General features: G+C 74.5%; 9 protein-coding genes. 3 read left to right on the top strand and 6 right to left on the bottom strand.

Annotated elements, in window-relative coordinates; genetic code table 11:
- Positions 1–1,308 precede the first annotated feature (1,308 nt).
- Positions 1,309–2,688 carry a hypothetical protein gene (locus AC24HA_RS05845; protein WP_425709129.1) on the bottom strand — a complete coding sequence of 460 codons (1,380 nt, stop codon included), beginning with the start codon at positions 2,686–2,688 and terminating at the stop codon, positions 1,309–1,311.
- A gap of 202 nt (positions 2,689–2,890) precedes the next feature.
- On the opposite strand from AC24HA_RS05845, the gene eccCa reads away from it, so the two are divergent.
- The 3 genes from eccCa (at position 2,891) to AC24HA_RS05830 (ending at position 9,477) form a co-directional block, all read left to right on the top strand.
- Positions 2,891–6,979 carry a type VII secretion protein EccCa gene (gene eccCa, locus AC24HA_RS05840; protein ID WP_425709130.1) on the top strand — a complete coding sequence of 1,363 codons (4,089 nt, stop codon included), beginning with the start codon at positions 2,891–2,893 and terminating at the stop codon, positions 6,977–6,979.
- Positions 6,980–7,099: 120 nt separating this feature from the next.
- Complete coding sequence (locus AC24HA_RS05835) at positions 7,100–8,491, top strand: mannitol dehydrogenase family protein (protein WP_425709131.1); 1,392 nt, start codon at positions 7,100–7,102, stop codon at positions 8,489–8,491.
- Positions 8,488–9,477, top strand: a complete 990-nt coding sequence (locus AC24HA_RS05830; protein WP_425709132.1) for a carbohydrate kinase family protein — start codon at positions 8,488–8,490, stop codon at positions 9,475–9,477. The genes AC24HA_RS05835 and AC24HA_RS05830 overlap by 4 nt, the downstream gene beginning before the upstream one ends.
- Before the next feature lie 154 nt (positions 9,478–9,631).
- On the opposite strand, the gene AC24HA_RS05825 is transcribed toward AC24HA_RS05830, so the two are convergent.
- Genes AC24HA_RS05825 through AC24HA_RS05805 form a run of 5 tightly spaced genes read right to left on the bottom strand, consistent with a single transcriptional unit; the run spans position 9,632 to position 16,825 of the window.
- Positions 9,632–11,662 carry a thioredoxin domain-containing protein gene (locus AC24HA_RS05825; RefSeq protein WP_425709133.1) on the bottom strand — a complete coding sequence of 677 codons (2,031 nt, stop codon included), beginning with the start codon at positions 11,660–11,662 and terminating at the stop codon, positions 9,632–9,634.
- Between the two features lie 23 nt (positions 11,663–11,685).
- Positions 11,686–13,275, bottom strand: a complete 1,590-nt coding sequence (gene nikE / locus AC24HA_RS05820) for a nickel ABC transporter ATP-binding protein NikE (protein WP_425709134.1) — start codon at positions 13,273–13,275, stop codon at positions 11,686–11,688.
- The gene (locus AC24HA_RS05815) at positions 13,272–14,138 is read right to left on the bottom strand and encodes an ABC transporter permease (RefSeq protein ID WP_425709135.1); all 867 of its coding nucleotides are present in this window, start codon (positions 14,136–14,138) and stop codon (positions 13,272–13,274) included. Before AC24HA_RS05815 ends, nikE begins: the two co-directional genes overlap by 4 nt.
- Entirely contained in the window at positions 14,128–15,195 is a 1,068-nt protein-coding gene (locus tag AC24HA_RS05810) for an ABC transporter permease (RefSeq protein ID WP_425709136.1), read from the bottom strand. Before AC24HA_RS05810 ends, AC24HA_RS05815 begins: the two co-directional genes overlap by 11 nt.
- A 4-nt stretch (positions 15,196–15,199) precedes the next feature.
- A complete protein-coding gene (locus AC24HA_RS05805; RefSeq protein ID WP_425709137.1) occupies positions 15,200–16,825 on the bottom strand; it encodes an ABC transporter substrate-binding protein in 1,626 nt (541 codons plus the stop codon).
- Positions 16,826–16,902 lie beyond the last annotated feature (77 nt).

Here is a 16,902-nt window from a genome sequence, read left to right as displayed (position 1 = left end):
GACGTCGCCGGCGACGGCGGTCCCGGTCCCCCGTAGCTCCATGGTCCGCCGGCCACGGACCCGCGGGCCGGGAGCCCCCACCGCGGGCGGGGGCCGGCGCCGGCGGTGACGACGCGGCAGACGGTGCCACCGCGGCCGATGCACGCCGGTCGGGGGCGACCGGTGCGGTGGCAGCAGCCGGTGCGGTCCCGACGGAGGTTGGTCCTGCACCGTGTGTCCCCGCGTCGCGCTCCCCCGCCTGCGGTGCCTGCCCGCCCCGGTGCGGTCCGGTCCCGGGCCCGGAGGGCGCCGACGGCGCGGCGGCGTCCGGGCCGAAACGGGCGGCCCAGTCGGTCCCGCCCGCCTCGGGCGCGGACGCCCCCCACGGTGCCGGTGCGGAGCCGGCAATCGGAGCGCCCGCGGCGGCGGGGCCGGTCGGAGGCACCGACGCGGGTATAGGTCCGCTCGTGGGTGCGGAGCCGGTCGTGGGTGCGGAGCCGGTCGTCGGCCCGTCGCCCCGGGTCGGGGCGGGGCGCCGACCGGCGGGGGTCGGCAGGGCGGCCCGCGGGCCGTCCGGCCCGGCCACCTGCGCACCGACGGGTCCCGACGCCCCGGGCGCCGGTCGATCGGCGGGTGCTGCCGGCTGCGTGCCGGGCATCGGTCCGGCGCCCTGGTCGGGACGGGCGGCCGTGCGCCGCTGCACGCGCAGCGTCTGGCGATCCCGGTAAGGATCGGCGTCGGGCCGGGCCTCCTCCCGTGCCGTCGCAGGAGGCTGCTGAGCTCCCGTCGCCCCGGCCGCCGACGCGGCGCCGGCGCGGGTCGTCACGGGTGGCAGACCCGCGCGGGCGCGGTCGCCGGTCGTCCGGCCTACGGTGCCGGTCGACGCCGACGAACCCTGTGTCGGAGCGGGCGAGCCCGACTGTGCGGCGCCCTGCCCGGAGCCCTGGCCCGTGGCCGGCCCGCCGGCCAGCGGAGAGCCGCTGCGGGGAGCCCGCCGGCCGCCGCCCGACCCGACGATCGGGCCCGACGCGCCGGTCCCACCCTGCGCGCCAGGCGCCGGGCGGGAACCGCCGCCGGGCGCCGGGCGTGAGCCGGCTCCGGGGGCCGGGCGGGAACCGCCGCCGGGCGCCGGGCGGGAACCCGCCGCGGACCGCGAACCGGCCCGGCCGGCAGGACGGCCCCCGCCTCGGGGTGCGGTACCCTGCTCGCCCGTCGCCCCGCGATCCTGGGTGGGAGCCACCTCCTCCGGTAGCCCGGCCTCCGGTGGTCGCCCCTGGGGAGCCGGCTCCCTGCGGTCGCGCCGCCGCGGTCGTCGGTCGTCGCTCTCCGTCACAGTCCCACCTGCCTCACCCAGTGGATGGCTCCCGCGGCCACGACCCCGGCCGGCAGGGCGAAGTGCGTGGCCAGCCCCTGGACGATGTCGCCCAGGCGGGCGAGCGCCACGTTGCTCATGCCGTACGCGACGGCGATCGCGAGCCCGGCCACGGCGAGCGCGGCGAGCACCGCCACGATGCCCACGGTCAGCGCCTCCGCGCGGCCGCCCGCCACGGCCGCCCACCCGATCTGACCGATGACGACGAATGCGGCCAGGCGCGGCAGGACGCGCACGGTGCGGGCCCGGGCGCCGCGGGGCACGAGCAGCAGGGACAGCACGAGCAGGACGACCGCCACGAGCGCGGCCCAGCCCCGGATCCCGCCCATCGGCACGATCGCGAGCACGGAGGGCGCGAGGACGGCCGCGAGCAGCGACATCAGCACGACGACCAGGTCCTGGCGCACCCGTGCCGTCGACACCACCCGGCGCACCCGCGGGGCCGTGACCTCGGCGGGCGCGCGGGGCGCCGCCTGGCGCACGCCGGTGGCGTCGCGGGAGACGTGCTCGAGGTCGACGAGCTGGTCGTCGGGGACGTCGATCGCGAGGTCCGGCATGGCGAGCAGGAGGGGCGGGACCGCGCCGACGACGAGCGCCCCCACGACCGACATGCCGGTGTCGATCTGCAGGGTGGCCAGCGCGGCGGCCGCGGCCGCGAGCCACACGGTGGCGATGAGCGCCGCGGAGGAGGCCGTCCGGTCGCGCCGCCGCTCGGCCACGCCGGCGCGCAGCGCGAGCGCGGCCCCGGCCACGGCGGGTGCCACGACGAGCGCGAGCCGCAGCTGGGCGGGCCCGCCTGACGGGACGACGAGGACCCCGGCGGCCACGGACACCAGCGAGAGCGCCGCCAGGTCGACGAGCACCGTGCCCTCCCGCGCGCGCCGCAGGGCCAGCCCGAGGGCGGCCACTCCGAGCAGGGCGACGACGGTGCCGCGCCACCAGGTGGGCAGGGGGTCGCCGGTCCCCCACCAGGCGGAGCCGACCAGCAGCAGGACCCCGCCGACGGCGAGGACCGCGGCGGCGGCGATGACGGCGAAGGAGTCGGCGCCGTCGGGCAGGGTGCGGGAGCGTCCGAGCTCGTCGGCCTCGATCGAGGCGCCCGCGGAGCCGCGGGTCACGGTGAGGAGCACGCCGTCGGGGACGTCGACGCCGATGACGTCCTCGCCGGCGACCCGCCAGCCGGAGGAGTCGGTGACGAGCACGGACCGGGAGCGGGCGTCGACGCGCAGGCGGCGCAGGACGTCGGCGACCGTGGCGCCGTCGGGGACCGCCACGTCCCGCACGACGGGACCGAGGACCACGGTGGCATGCACGCGCGGCTCGGCCGTCGTGGTCATCCGTTCCCCTCCCCGTCCGGCGGGCCCGATCTCGGCGGCCGGACCGCCCGGTGGGGGCTGCCGCATGCCGCCCCAGACCATATATTAGGGGCGGCTCCGGACGGTTCGTCCGGCCGCGCGCAGGGGCTGGGTCCCCGGGGCGTCGCGGTCCAGCCCCGGCGAGGTGCGCGCCTCGGTCCGGCGATCGACGTGGAGGAAGTCCGTGGTCCGTCCGTCCACCAAGGCGCCGCCACCCCCGCCGCAGAGCGAGGAGACGCTGCAGGTGCCGCCCGAGCTCCCCGAGCCCGAGGGCATGCAGAACATCCTCATGATGGTCGTCCCCATGATCGGCTCGATGGGGATGATGGGCGTGATGATGTTCGGGGGCGGCTCGGGCAACCAGCGGATGGTCCTCATGGGCGGCGCCATGATGCTGGCGATGGTGCTCATGGTCGCGATGAACATCATCCGGCAGCGCAACCAGCACAAGAAGGCGGTGATGGACTCCCGCCGGGAGTACCTGGCCTACCTCACGGACCTGCGCAAGAAGGTGCGCACCGCCGCGAAGATGCAGCTGGACTACTCCGCCTGGCGCATGCCCGACCCGCGCTCGCTCGCGGCCGTCGGCGAGGAGGGCTCCCGCACGTGGGAGCGCAGCCCCGACGACGAGGACTTCCTGCTCACCCGCATCGGCTCGGCCACGCAGCCGCTGTCCCTGGACCTGAAGTCGCCCGAGATCCCCACGCTCGCCAAGCTCGACCCGGTCACCGCCTCGGCCGCGCACCGGTTCCTCGTCACGCACCGCGAGGTCAGCGGCCTCCCGCTCGGCATGGACCTCCAGGCCTTCGCCCGTATCGAGGTCGCCGGCTCCGAGGACGCCGCCCGGTCGCTCGCGCGCGGCGTCATCACGCACCTGGCGACCTTCGTCTCGCCGGAGGACCTGCGGATCGCCGTCATCGCGTCCGAGGAGGCGCTGCCCGAGTGGGAGTGGATCAAGTGGCTCCCCCACGCGCTCTCCCCGCGCGTGAGCGACGCCGTCGGCCCGGCCCGCATGCTCACCACGTCGCTCGCCCACCTGGCCGACCTGCTGCCGGCCGGCATCGCCGAGCGGCCCCGGTTCGGCCTGTCGGGCGGCGACCCGGAGCTGCCGCACGTCCTCGTCGTCGTCGACGGCGGAGACGTGCCGGCGGTCAACCCCGTCCTCACGCCCGACGGCGTCATGGGCGTCACCGTCCTCGACCTGCCCGAGACGTGGGAGGCACTCGTCTCCCCGTCGACGCTGAGGCTGCTGCTGCACGACGCCGTCGACGAGGGCCCGTTGGCCGGCGCCACCCCGGTGGAGATCCTCCAGGTCGGCGCGGAGCCGCAGATCGGGATCGCCGACCAGCTCGGCGTCCCCGGAGCGGAGGCGGCCGCCCGCCGCCTCACCGCCCGGCTCGCGTCGATCCGGTCGGGACAGATCCAGGCGGACCCCACGGAGGACGGCGAGGCGGCCGCCGAGGTCTCCGCCGAGCTCACCGACCTGCTCGGCCTGGGCGACGTCCGGGACCTCGACGTCGCGCAGGCCTGGCGTCCGCGCCTGCCGCGCGACCGCCTCCGGGTGCCGATCGGGCTGACCCCCGAGGGCCGCGTGGTCCAGCTCGACATCAAGGAGTCCGCCCAGCAGGGCATGGGCCCGCACGGCCTCATCATCGGCGCGACCGGCTCGGGCAAGTCCGAGGTGCTGCGCACCCTGGTGCTGGCGCTGACGATGACCCACAGCTCCGAGGCGCTCAACCTCGTGCTCGTCGACTTCAAGGGTGGCGCGACGTTCGCCGGCATGGCCGACATGCCGCACGTGTCCGCGATCATCACGAACCTCGGCGAGGAGCTCACTCTCGTCGACCGCATGGAGGACGCCCTGCGCGGCGAGATGGTCCGCCGTCAGGAGCTCCTGCGCGCGGCCGGGAACTTCGCCAACGTCACCGACTACGAGAAGGCCCGCGCGAACGGCCGGACCGACCTCGAGCCGCTGCCCGCGCTGATGATCATCTGCGACGAGTTCTCCGAGCTGCTCTCCGCCAAGCCGGAGTTCGCCGAGCTCTTCGTCGCGATCGGACGGCTGGGCCGCTCGCTGTCGATGCACCTCCTGCTGTCCTCGCAGCGGCTCGAGGAGGGCCGCCTGCGCGGCCTGGAGTCGCACCTGTCCTACCGGATCGGTCTGCGCACGTTCTCGGCGCAGGAGTCCCGCACGGTGCTCGGCGTAACCGACGCGTACGACCTCCCGCCGATGCCCGGCGTCGGGTACCTCAAGCCCGACACGACGACGATGATCCGGTTCCGCGCGGCCTACGTCTCCGGTGCACCGCCCGTGCGGCGCCGCCGCAAGCGCTCCGAGGGCGGCGGGGCTCAGCAGCAGGTCGAGCAGATCGACATCGACATCTCCCCCTACACGGCCGCGCCGGTGCTCGGCGAGAGCCCCGAGGAGCTGCAGCGCAGGCTCGAGGCCGCTGACGACGCGGACCGGGAGATCGAGGAGCGCCAGGCCGCCGAGGCAGAGAAGAAGGCCGAGGAGGAGCGCAAGAACCAGCCCTCGACCTTCGACATCGGCGTGAGCCGCATGGAGGGCCAGGGGCCGCCCGCGCATGTCGTCTGGCTGCCACCGCTCGACGTCCCGCAGACCTTCGACGAGCTGATGCCCGACCTCACGGTCACCCCCGAGCTGGGCCTGCACTCGCCGCGCTGGCGCGACGCGGGCGCACTCACGCTCCCGCTCGGCGTGGTGGACAAGCCGCTCGAGCAGCGCCGCGAGGACCTCGTCTTCGACCTGTCCGGCGCCGGCGGGCACATGGCGATCGTCGGCGGGCCCCGCACGGGCAAGTCGACGGCCGCGCGCTCGATCGTCACCTCGATCGCGCTGACGAGGACGCCGCTGGAGGCGCAGATCTACGTCCTCGACTTCGGCGGCGGCACGTTCGCCGCCATGACCGACCTCGCCCACGTCGCGGGCGTGGCCACCCGCGGGGAGCCCGACGTGGTGCGCCGGATCGTCGCCGAGATGCGTCAGCTGGTCGACGAGCGCGAGGCCTTCTTCCGGGCGAACAAGATCGATTCGATCGAGACCTACCGGATCCGCCGCGCCGAGGGCCGGGTCGACGACGGCTACGGCGACATCTTCCTCGTCGTGGACGGCTGGCCGACGATCAAGGCCGACTTCGACGACCTCGAGATCCCGCTCCAGCAGCTGGCCGGGCGCGGGCTGACCTTCGGGTTCCACATCATCGGCACCGCGAACCGGTGGATGGACTTCCGCATGCAGCTCAAGGACATGATCGGCTCGAGGCTCGAGCTCCGCCTCGGTGACGCCCTGGACTCCGACGTGGACCGGAAGCTGGCGAAGAACATCCCCAACCGTCCGGGCCGGGGCCTGGCGAAGTCCAAGCACCACATCCTCACGGCGCTGCCCCGGGTCGACGGCGACGGCGACTCCGGCACCCTCGGCGCCGGTGTCGACGACATGGTGCGGCGCGTCAACGAGAGCTGGACCGGGCGGCGCGGGCCGAAGCTGCGGCTGCTGCCCGAGCTGATCTCGCTCGACGAGATCCGCGCCCAGGCCACCGAGCAGGAGCTGGCCGGCGGCATCCTCCTCGGCGTCGACGAGGCCCGGCTCGCGCCGGTCGTCCTCGACCCGTCGGCCGAGCCGCTCATGTTCCTCCTCGGCGACTCCAAGTCCGGGAAGTCGACGTTCCTGCGGGCCGTCGCCGCGGAGATCGCGCGACTCAACGGCCCCAAGGAGGCGCAGATCATCGCCGTCGACCTGCGCCGCGCGCTGCTCGGCGAGCTGCCGGAGAAGCACCTCGGGCTCTACCTGTCCACGCACGAGATGGCGACGACCGAGCTCAAGGGCCTGGCCGGGTTCCTCAAGGGGCGCCTGCCCGGACCGGACGTCACGCCGGACCAGCTGCGCAGCCGGTCGTGGTGGTCGGGCTCGGAGGTCTACATCCTCGTGGACGACTACGACCTGGTGAACACCTCGGCGGGCAACCCGCTCTCCGCGCTGCAGCCGCTCATGGCGCAGGCGAAGGACATCGGCCTGCACGTGGTGATCACGCGCCGCATCGGTGGTGCCTCGCGGGCGATGTTCGAGCCGGTCATGCAGACGATGACCGACCTCGCGGCCCCCGCCTACCTGCTGTCCGGCAACCCCGACGACGGGCCGGTCATCGGGCGCATCCGCGCGAAGAAGACGAACGCAGGACGCGCGCAGATGATCACCCGCGACCGCGGCAACGAGGTCGGCCAGCTCGCCTGGTTGCCGAAGATCCACGGGTAGTTCCGGCACGGCCCGGGGCGGACGCCGGGGTGGGCGACGCCCACCCTCCGGCGTAGGGTGACGTGGGACACTGATCGTGAGCTCGTCGGGCGCGGCCCGACGACGGACGGGGGGCCCACCATGACCACACCGACCTCACCCGCGTACGACCGCAGCGGCCTCACCACGGGGATCGTGCACTTCGGGATCGGGAACTTCCACCGCTCGCACCAGGCGATGTACGTCGACCGGCTCCTCGAGGCGGGCGACGGCGACGGATGGGCGATCTGCGGCGTCGGCCTGTTCCCCGGTGACAAGGCGATGCGCGACGACCTCGCCGCCCAGGACTTCACCTACACCCTCGTCCTGCGCGACTCGCGGGAGCCGCTCGAGGCGCGGACGATCGGCTCGATCGTCGACTTCGTCTACGCACCCGACGACCCGGACGCGCTCGTCGAGCGCCTCGCGTCGCCGGAGACGAGGATCGTCAGCCTGACGATCACCGAGGGCGGGTACGGCGAGCACCCGGACCCGTCCGGCACACCGACCGCGTTCGACTACATCGTCGACGCCCTCGCGCTGCGTCGTGAGCGCGGCACGGAGCCGTTCACGGTGGTCAGCTGCGACAACATCGAGTCCAACGGCGTCGTCGCGCGCCGCAGCGTCCTCGGGCATGCCTACGCCCGCGGCGGGGACCTGGCCGGCTGGATCGAGGACAACGTCGCGTTCCCGGGCAGCATGGTCGACCGGATCACGCCGGTGACCACGGACGAGGACCGCGCGATGGTCGAGCGCGAGCTCGGCGTGCAGGACCGGCGGCCGGTGGTCGGCGAGCCGTTCGTCCAGTGGGTGCTCGAGGACCGTTTCCCCGCCGGCCGCCCCGACCTCGGCTCGGTGGGCGTCCAGCTCGTCGACGACGTCGTGCCCTACGAGCGGATGAAGCTGCGCATCCTCAACGCCACCCACCAGCTCCTGGGGTTCACCGGCCTGCTCGCCGGGCACCGCTACGTGCACGAGGCGGCGACCGACGACGTGCTCGGGCGCCTCGCGGCCGCCTACATCGCCGACGAGGCCCGGCCCACCGTCGGCGAGGTCGAGGGGATCGACCTGGCGGACTACCAGGACACCATCCTCGAGCGGTTCGGGAACGAGGCCATCGCCGACACGCTCGTGCGGATCGCCACCGACGGGTCCGACCGCATCCACAAGTTCGTGGTCCCGGTGGTCGAGGACCTCATCGCCCAGGACCTGCCGGTGCGCGCGACGGCGTTCACCCTCGCCGCGAGCGCGGTGGTCGCGGGCACGCCCGAGCTGACCGAGCAGGTGACGGACCGGCAGCGCGACCGGCTCGACGCCGCGGCCGAGCGACTCGGCGCGGACACCGGCACCTACCTCGACGACGAGGACCTCTTCGGCCGGATCGGCGCCGACGCCCGGTTCCGGGAAGCCTTCGTGGCCGCCCACGACGCCATCGTCGCCGACGGCGTCCTCGCCGCGGCCCAGGCGCTGCTCGACGGGACGGGCGACGCGTGAGCGGGGACGGCCCCGCCGCGGGGGCCGACGGCGCGCCCGCCGTCGGATCCACCGCCGGGCAGCGCGTGCTCGTCGTCGGTGAGGCCCTCGTCGACGTCTTCCCCGACGAGCCCGGGGGGCCCGCGCGAGCGAGCGGCCGCGTCCCCGGGGGAAGCCCCGCGAACATGGCGGTCGGGCTGGCCCGGCTCGGCCTGCCCGTCGCCCTGCTCACCCACCTCGGCGACGACGAGGACGGCGCACTCGTGCTCGAGCACCTCACCGACGCCGGGGTCGAGGTCCTCGACGGCTCCGTCGTCGAGGGGCGCACGTCGACGGCGGTCGCCACCGTCGACGAGGCGGGCGTGCCGGCCTACGAGTTCGACGTCGCCTGGCAGCTGCCCGACGTGGCCACGATCGAGATCCCCGAGGCCGTCCACGTGGGCTCCTACGCGGCGTTCGTCGAGCCCGGCGCCACGCGCGTGCGGGAGGTCGCCGCCCGTGCCGCCGCCGAGGGGGCGATCGTCTCGTTCGACCCGAACATCCGCGCCGCGCTGCTCCCGCCGTTGGCGCAGGTCCAGCAGGGCTACGACGCGCTCGCCGCGCATGCGAGCGTCGTCAAGATCTCCGACGAGGACGCCGAGTGGCTCTTCCCGGACCTCACCGACGAGGAGGTCGTCGCGCACACGCTCGCCCTCGGACCGCGGCTCGTCGTGCTCACGCTCGGTGCCGAGGGGGCGATCCTCGCCGACCAGGCACGGTCGGTCCGGGTCCCGCGCGCGCAGGTGGACGTGGTCGACACCGTCGGCGCCGGGGACAGCTACATGGCCGCGCTCATCGACTCGCTGCTCACGCTGCCGGGCGGAGCCGGACCGGTGGGCGGCGACGGTGCGGGCGATGAGCCGCTCGACCTGGAGCGGATCGGCCGGCGCAGCGCCGCGGCCTCGGGGATCACGGTGAGCCGCCGGGGCGCCGACCTGCCGACGGCCGCCGAGCTCGATCAGGCCTGACCGGGAGAGGTCGCAACCCCGGCTTCCCCTCGTCGAGGTCGTGCCTCAGGTGGCGAGGTCGTGCGTCGCAGGCACGACCTCGCCACACCGGGCACGACCTCGACGTCGAGCGGGGATGACGCGGTCCGGCATGCCCGTCCCGTACGTCGCCCCGTCAGCGCCGGAGCAACGCTTCCAGCTCGGCGGCCGTGGAGACGGGGCGGTCGCAGACGTGACCGCGGCACACGTAGGCCGCCGGCTCCCCGCCCACCAGGCCCCGCCCGGCGAGCAGCGGGATCCCGTCGGTGTCCGGCTCCCCCACCGCGAGCACCAGGCCGGGGGAGGTCGCCGCGCGGACCACGGCCTCGAGCTCGTCGCGCCGGGCCCGCCCCGGCCCGGTGTCCGGTCCGACGACGGCCACCTCGAGCGGACCGGCCGCCAGCGCCTCGGCCACGGCGAGGCTCCACCCGGCGAACCGCGGCACCTCGAGTGCGAGCGCACCGGCCGAGGCGAGCGCGGCCTCGGCGGCGGCGCGGTGCCGGGTCGACGCGGTGAGCGCCGCGTACGTGAGCAGGGCCCCGGCGAGGGCGGACGTCCCGGACGGCTCGGCGTTGTCGGTGACGTCCCGGGGCCGGGTGATGAGCTTCTCCGCGTCGACGGCGACGTCGTGGAAGCCCCCGCCGTCGGGGTCGGCGAACACCTCGAGCGCGGTGTCCAGCAGGTCGCCCGCCGCCCGGAGCCACCGCGGGTCGGCGTCGACCTGGTGCAGCGCGAGGAGGCCCTGCGCGACGTTGCCGTGGTCGACCGCCAGGCCCGCCGCGTCTCCCACGACACCGTCGCGGGAGACCCGGCGCAGGCGGCCGTCGACCAGGTGGACGCGCAGCAGCAGGTCGGCGCACTCCTGCGCCGCACTCACGTAGCGCGGGTCGCCGAGGTCGCTCCCTGCGCGGGCGAGGGCGCCGATCGCGAGTCCGTTCCAGGCGGCGACGACCTTGTCGTCGCGCGCGGGCTGGGGGCGCGCCGACCGGGCCCGGAGGAGCCGGAGCCGGACGTCGGACCACCAGTCGTCGTCCGGGTCCTGCAGGAGCCTCAGGGTGGACGCCCCGGCCTCGAACGTGCCGTCCTCCGTGACGCCGAGCAGGGCGGCCGCGCGGGCCCCGTCGTCGTCGCCGAGAACGTCGACGAGCTGGGCGGGCGTCCACACGTACGTCAGCCCCTCCTCCCCCGCCGTGTCCGCGTCGAGCGCCGAGGCGAACCCGCCCTCGTCGGTGCGCAGGTCCCGCAGCAGGAAGTCGGCCATGCCCCTGGCGACCCGCTCCGCGAGGCGGGCCACGGCGTCGTCGGGGGTGGACCGCGCGAGGTGGAGGTAGACGCCGAGGAGCTGGGCGTTGTCGTAGAGCATCTTCTCGAAGTGCGGCACCGTCCAGGCGGCGTCGACGGCGTAGCGCGCGAACCCGCCGGCGAGCTGGTCGTGGATCCCGCCGCGGGCCATCGCGACGCAGGTCGAGCCGGCGATGCGCAGCGCACGGCTGCCCGCCGGGCCGGCGCTCGTCCCGTCGGGGCTCGTCCGGTCGTGGTGGCGCAGCAGGTGCTCGAGCACCATCGACGGCGGGAACTTCGGGGCCGTGCCGAACCCGCCGTGGCGCTCGTCGTGGTCTTTCGACAACGCCTCGACGGCGGCGGCGAGAGCGTCCTCGTCGAGGGCGTGCGGCTCCGTGGGGGCGCCGAGCTGCTCGAGCGCGTCGGTGAGCGCGGCCGAGACGTCGGCGATCTCGCCCCGGCGGCCGGTCCACGCCTCGGCCGCGGCCGCGAGAAGCCGCAGGAGCTGCTCGCGCGGGTAGTAGGTGCCGCAGTGGAACGGCTCGCCGTCGGGGGTGATCAGGCAGGTCATCGGCCAGCCGCCCCGCCCGGTGGTCATGGTGGTGGCGGCCATGTAGACGGCGTCGACGTCGGGGCGCTCCTCGCGGTCCACCTTGACCGCGACGTACCCGGCGTCGATCGCGGCGGCGACCTCCTCGTCCTCGAAGGACTCGTGGGCCATGACGTGGCACCAGTGGCAGGCGGCGTAGCCGACGCTCAGCAGGATCGGCACGTCGCGGCGGCGGGCCTCCGCGAACGCGGGCTCGCCCCACTCCCACCAGTCGACCGGGTTGTCGGCGTGCTGGAGGAGGTAGGGACTGGTGGCCGAGGCGAGGCGGTTGGCCATGTGTCGATCCTCCCTCATCCGGCTCAGACGGTCACCAGGTCGCGGGTGTAGGAGTCGGCCGGTGTGGTGACCACGTCGCCCACGGGCCCGGCCTCGACGACGCGCCCGCCGCGCAGCACCATCACCTGGTCGGCGAGCTCGGTGACGACCCCGAGGTCGTGCGTGACGAGGAAGTAGGTGAGGTCGAGCTCGCGCTGGAGCCGGCCCAGGAGCGCTATCACCTGGGACTGGACGGTGGCGTCGAGGGCGGACACCGGCTCGTCCAGGACCAGGAGCCGGGGGCTCAGCGCGAGCGCCCGGGCGATCGCGACGCGCTGGCGCTGGCCCCCGGAGAGCTCAGCGGGACGGCGGTCGGCCAGCGTCGACGGGAGCTGCACGAGCTCGAGCAGCTCCTCGGCACGGCGTCGGCGCGAGCGCCTGCCGCCCTCGCCGTGCGCCGCCAGCGGCTCGGCGACGACCTGAGCGAGGGTGAGCCGGGGACTGAGCGACTCGAAGGGGCTCTGGTAGACGACCTGCATCTGCCGGCGCAGGTCGCGCAGCTCGCGCCGGCCCAGGCTCCCGACCTCGTGGCCCAGGACCCGGACGCTTCCCGCGCTGGGGCGCTCGAGCCCGAGGATCATCCGACCCGTCGTCGTCTTCCCGGAGCCCGACTCGCCGACGACCGCGAGGGTCTGCCCGACCGGCAGGGTGAGCGAGACGTCGTCGACGGCGAGCGTGGAGCCGAACCACTTCGAGACTCCGTCCATCCGCACGGCCGGCTCAGCGCCCTCCACGACGGTCGGCAGCGGCCGGTGGACCTGGGCGTCGTACGCCTCGGCGATGCTCACGACCTCCCCGCCGCGGATCCGCACCGAGCTGTCGAGCAGCTCCCGGGTGTAGGCCCGGTCGGGAGCGGCGAACACGTCCGCCACCGGGCCGCTCTCGACGAGCGTGCCGCGCCGCAGGACGTGCACGTGCTGCGCGTACCGACGGGCGACGGCCAGGTCGTGCGTGATGAGAAGGACCGTCGTACCGTGCCGGGCACGGATCGACTCCATGCGCTCCAGCACGGCGCGTGCCACGAGGGCGTCGAGCGCACTGGTCGGCTCGTCGGCGACGACCAGCTCGGGCCGCTGCGAGAAGGCCATGGCCACGAGGATCCGCTGGCGCATCCCGCCCGAGAGCTCGTGCGGGTACCGCTCGAGCAGCGCCTCGGGGTCGGGCAGCCCCAGGTCGGCGAGGTCCTGGAGGACCTGGGCCTCGTCGACGCGCCGACCGGCCAGGGTGAAGGTCTCGCGCAGCTGAGCACCCACGGTCCTGGTCGGGTTGAGGGAGGCCACGGGGTCCTGGGGGACGAACCCGATGCTCCGGCCGCGCAGGGAGCGCAGCTCGCGCCGGCCGATCCGCAGCACGTCCTGACCCTCGAGCGTCACCCGGCCACGGGCCTCGGCGGTCCGTGGCAGGAGACGGACGATCGAGTGCGCCAGCGTGGACTTGCCCGACCCGGACTCGCCGACGACCGCGGTGACCTCCCCGCGCGGCAGGTGCAGCGAGACTGAGTCGAGGGCGGGCGTCGATCGCGGGTCGGCGCCGTAGGTGACGGTGAGGTTCTCGACGGTCAGCGTGTCGGTCATGCGTCCTCCTGGAGGAGATGGGCGATCCGGCTGAGCAGGATCGCGGTGAGTGCGAGGGCGAGGCCGGGCAGGATCGCCACCCACCACGCGTGGACGAGCAGTCGCTGCCCCTCGGAGATGAGGACCCCCCACTCGGGCGACGGCGGTGCCTCGCCGAACCCGAGGTAGCTGAGCGAGCCGATGGCGAGCAGGGCGAGCGCGAAGTTCAGTGCCGTGTACGCCATGAGCGGCGGCGCGATCCGCGGGACGATGTGCTGCGTGATCACGCGCAACGGGCGTGCGCCGAGACCTACGGCCGCCTCGACGTAGGTCAGCGTGCGCGCCTGGATGACCTGGCCGCGCACGAGCCGGGCGAACCCGGGGGCCTCGGCGATCCCGACGGCGATGCCCGCGATGAGCGCCCCGCGGCCGAACGCGGTGATGACGGCGAGCGAGAGCAGGATGGACGGCACGGCGAGGACGGACTCGCTGACGACACCGAGCACCCGGTCGGCGACGCCGCCCGGGCGCACGCCCGAGACGACCCCGACCAGGACCCCCGCACCCAGGGCGACCGCGATGGCCACGGCGCCCGCGAACATCGAGATCTGCAGACCGTGCAGGATGCGCGAGAGCAGGTCACGCCCGACCTCGTCGGTGCCGAGGAGGAAGGACGCGCCGGGCGGCTCGAGCGAGGGCCCCGCGAGCTCGAGCGGGTCGTAGGGGGCGAGCGCCGCGGGGAACAGGGCGATCAGGACGACGGCGCCCAGCAGACCGAGGAGGACGACGAGCTCCGGGGACCGGCGCCGCCTGCGGTGGGATCCGACCCTGGTGGGTCCGGGTGCGGCGTGGGGTCCGGGTGCGGCGGTGGGGTCAGCGGACATCGTCCTGGCCTCCTCGGAACGGTCCGGCGCTACGACGCAGTCGTGGGTCGACGAGCGGGAAGAGGAGGTCGACCAGCGCGTTGACCACCACGTAGACGATCGCGAGCAGCACCACCATGCCGAGGACGACCGTGAGATCGACGGCGCTCACCGAGTCCACGATGAGGCGCCCCAGACCGTTCCTCGAGAAGACGGTCTCCACGACGACGGTGCCGCCGAGCAGGGACGCCACCCTCAGGCCGAGGACCGTGAGGAAGGGCAGGGCGGCGTTGCGCAGGCAGTGCCGCAGCACGGTGTACCACCGCGAGGCCCCCTTCGCCGGAGCGGTGACCGCGGCGTACGTGGTGCCGAGCTCGGCGCGCAGCGAGCTGATGAGGACCTGCGCGAGCTGCGAGGCGCCGAGCAGGCCGATGACAGTGGCGGGAAGCACGAGCGAGGCCGCCCCGTCGCTGCCCGAGGACGGGAACCAGCCCAGCAGGATCGCGAAGACGTAGATGAGCAGGATGCCGACCCAGAAGACCGGCAGGCTCGCGTACGCCGCCGGGACCATGGCGACCACCGAGCGCAACCGACGGCTCTGCGGCGCCACCGCGACGACGGCCAGCGCGAGACCGGCCGCGACGGAGATGACGAGCGAGAGCCCCGCGAGGAGCGCCGTGGGCGGGAGTGCCTGCCCGATGAGGCGGGTGACCGGCTCGCCGGTGACGAGCGAGTCACCCAGGTCGCCGGAGAACAGGCCGACCAGCCCCGTGACGTACTGCGCGGGCAGCGAGGCCTCGAGGCCGAGCTCCTCGCGCAGCGGGCCGATCTCGACCGACGAGAGCTCAGCCGTCCCGACCGCGTCGGCCGAGCCGATCCGGCTGAGGACCGCGTCGCCCGGGAGGACGAACAGCAGGCCGAAAGCGAGCGTGTAGGCCACGAGCACCACCACGACCGCTCGCAGGACCTTGCCCACGACCAGCCGCAGGGTCCTGCGCCCCTCGCGCGGGTCCTCGGGCGGACGCGGCCGGGGCCGGACCTCCTGCAGCACCTCCTCCTGGAGGTCGGTGGCACTCACCGGGTCACTCCTCGATCCAGGCGTTGACCAGCAGCGGCATGTGGCTGGCCTCGAAGGTCGGCAGAGCAAGCTCGTTGCGGTAGGCCAGCGGCTGGACGAAGTCGTACAGCGGGATGAAGTACCCGCGGTCGAGCACGAGCTCGGCGGCCTCGGTGACGAGCGGCCGGCGCTCCTCCTGCCCGGGCGTGGAGAGGATCTCGCCGAACAGGGCGTCGAGCTCCTCGTCGTTCCCCGCGAAGTTCGTGCGCAGCACCTCGGGGTCGGGACGACCGGCGAGCTGCCAGGAGAAGGCGTAGTCGCCGGAGGCGATGCGCTGGTTGAGATCCGGTGTGGTGAGACTGCCGAAGGTGAGCTCCACCCCGATCTGCGCCCACTGGGACTGCAGCACGGCGAGGTTGGGCTCGTGGGAGATGGTCGAGCCCGTGTAGATGAGGTCGAAGCTCAGTCGCTCACCGTCGCGCTCCCGGACGCCGTCCTCGGCGGGCAGCCACCCGGCCTCGTCGAGGAGATCCTCGGCGCGGGCGACGTCGGTGACGATGTGGTCGGACAGGTCCTCCCAGTAGGGGTTGGTCGCGCTCAGCACGCTCGAGGCCGGGACGTCGATCGCGGACGCCCGCTCGAGGATCGCGTCCCGGTCGACCGCGAGGCTCAGTGCCTCGCGGACCTCGGGCTCGTCCAGGCCGGGGTGCTCGGTGTTGGCGACGAGGCCGATCGCGCCGCTGGGCAGGGGCTCGGTACGGATCGTCACGTCCGGGTTGGTCGAGAGCTCGGTCTTGTCGGCCGGCTCCGTGTTGTGCAGGAGCGTCAGGCCGCCGGCCCGGAGCTCGGAGGCGGCGATGCTGTTGTCGCTGATGTGGTGGACCTCGATCGCGTCCAGGTGGGCGGCCCCCTGGTTCGGGAACGACTCGGGTGCCCACGCGTAGTCGTCGCGGCGCTCCAGCACGTATCCCTCGTTCGCGCGCACGTCGGTCGCGACGAACGGCCCGGAGCCGACGACGGTCAGCCCCTCCTGCCGCTCCTCGAAGGTCCGGGCCGACGTCTCCGGCGCGACGATCCCGAGCGCGCTGGTCGAGGCGGCCTGCAGGAACGAGGAGTTCGGGCTCTCGAACCGGAACTCGACCTCGTACTCGCTCGGGGTGACGATCTCGCCGAGGTCACCGATCCATGAGTTGGCGACGGCGAAGCTCGCCCCGGCGTCGACGATCGACCGGTAGCTCGCGGCCACGGCCTCGGCGTCGAGCTCCTCGCCGTTGCTGAAGGTGACGTCCTCACGCAGCGTGAACGTGTAGACCGTGGCGTCGTCGTTGACGGTCCAGTCCGTCGCGAGCCACGGCTCGAAGTCACCGTCGGCGTCGTGCAGGACGAGGGAGTCGACCGTCTGGCGCAGCGGTACGGCCAGGCCATAGCCGGTCGCGGTCGCGGGGTCGATCGAGCTCCCGCCGCCCGGCCCGGGAGCTGCTCGGTAGTGGAGCGTGCCGCCGTTCACGGGCTCCCCGTCGATGTCGGCGGCCTCGCCGCTGCCCGCGCCGCTCGCCGCCGCGCAGGCCGAGAGCAGCATGGCGGCGCCGGCGACAGCCGGCAGGGCCTTCGGGACAGCGGCGGAGCGCCGGACTCTGGTCGTTCGTGCCATGGGGTCGTTCCTCTCGGTGGGCGGGCCGATCGCGCGATGCGGGCGGTCGGCCGACAGTCGCCGTACACGAGGGACGC

This window comes from Georgenia sp. Z1491, from assembly GCF_057652395.1.
Note: the sequence above shows the minus strand (reverse complement) of the source record. Positions and strands in the feature narration are given on the sequence as shown.

What these genes read in the sequence shown, in the direction of transcription:
- AC24HA_RS05845 (WP_425709129.1), bottom strand. Translation starts at nt 2,688, where the DNA reads ATGACCACGACGGCCGAGCCGCGCGTGCATGCCACCGTGGTCCTCGGT.
- AC24HA_RS05835 (WP_425709131.1), top strand. Translation starts at nt 7,100, where the DNA reads ATGACCACACCGACCTCACCCGCGTACGACCGCAGCGGCCTCACCACG.
- AC24HA_RS05825 (WP_425709133.1), bottom strand. Translation starts at nt 11,662, where the DNA reads ATGGCCAACCGCCTCGCCTCGGCCACCAGTCCCTACCTCCTCCAGCAC.
- nikE (WP_425709134.1), bottom strand. Translation starts at nt 13,275, where the DNA reads ATGACCGACACGCTGACCGTCGAGAACCTCACCGTCACCTACGGCGCC.
- AC24HA_RS05815 (WP_425709135.1), bottom strand. Translation starts at nt 14,138, where the DNA reads ATGTCCGCTGACCCCACCGCCGCACCCGGACCCCACGCCGCACCCGGA.
- AC24HA_RS05805 (WP_425709137.1), bottom strand. Translation starts at nt 16,825, where the DNA reads ATGGCACGAACGACCAGAGTCCGGCGCTCCGCCGCTGTCCCGAAGGCC.